This window comes from Chryseobacterium elymi, from assembly GCF_003385495.1.
Lineage (GTDB): Bacteria > Bacteroidota > Bacteroidia > Flavobacteriales > Weeksellaceae > Chryseobacterium > Chryseobacterium elymi.
Genome location: NZ_QNUH01000069.1, coordinates 1 through 565, shown reverse-complemented (window position 1 = coordinate 565; position 565 = coordinate 1). Strand labels below are relative to the sequence as shown.

Sequence of the window (565 nt, the reverse complement as noted above, 5' to 3'; positions counted from 1 at the left end):
GAGGCTGGATGACTAAGGTTAATGACCCTGCCAATCTGAATGGAAAACTCTTTGGGTATGAAATGAGATATACTAATCCTGTTTATTCAAATGTGGCTCCAGGAAGATTCAATGGAAATATTGCCGAGATTGATTGGAATAATGCTTCAGAAAATGTTTTAAAAAGGTATAATTATGGGTATGATAACCTTAATAGATTAAAAGATGCTATCTATACTGAACCTGGATCTACCAACCCGTATAATAACAATTTCAATGAAAACCTGACCTATGATCTGAACGGCAATATCATGACCCTGAAAAGAAATGCTTTTCCAATATTTGGAACAACATCAACGCTGGTGGATGATCTTGCCTATCAGTACACCGGAAACCGTTTGGATAAGGTTATAGAAAATTCACTGAATGACACGGGATATGAAGGAGGAAATAATCTTATTGATTATGATCTGAATGGAAATATGATCACTATGAAAGATAAAGGTATTCAGACTATTGCTTACAATTATTTGAATTTACCTAATGACTTTCAAATTTCTCAATTAAATCCTTTTGGTATTGCTGT

Annotated in this window: 1 pseudogene; it reads left to right on the top strand. The window is 34.0% G+C overall.

Annotated features, from left to right (window positions below):
* A pseudogene (locus tag DRF60_RS21310) lies at window positions 1-565 on the top strand (RHS repeat-associated core domain-containing protein); the annotation flags it as partial.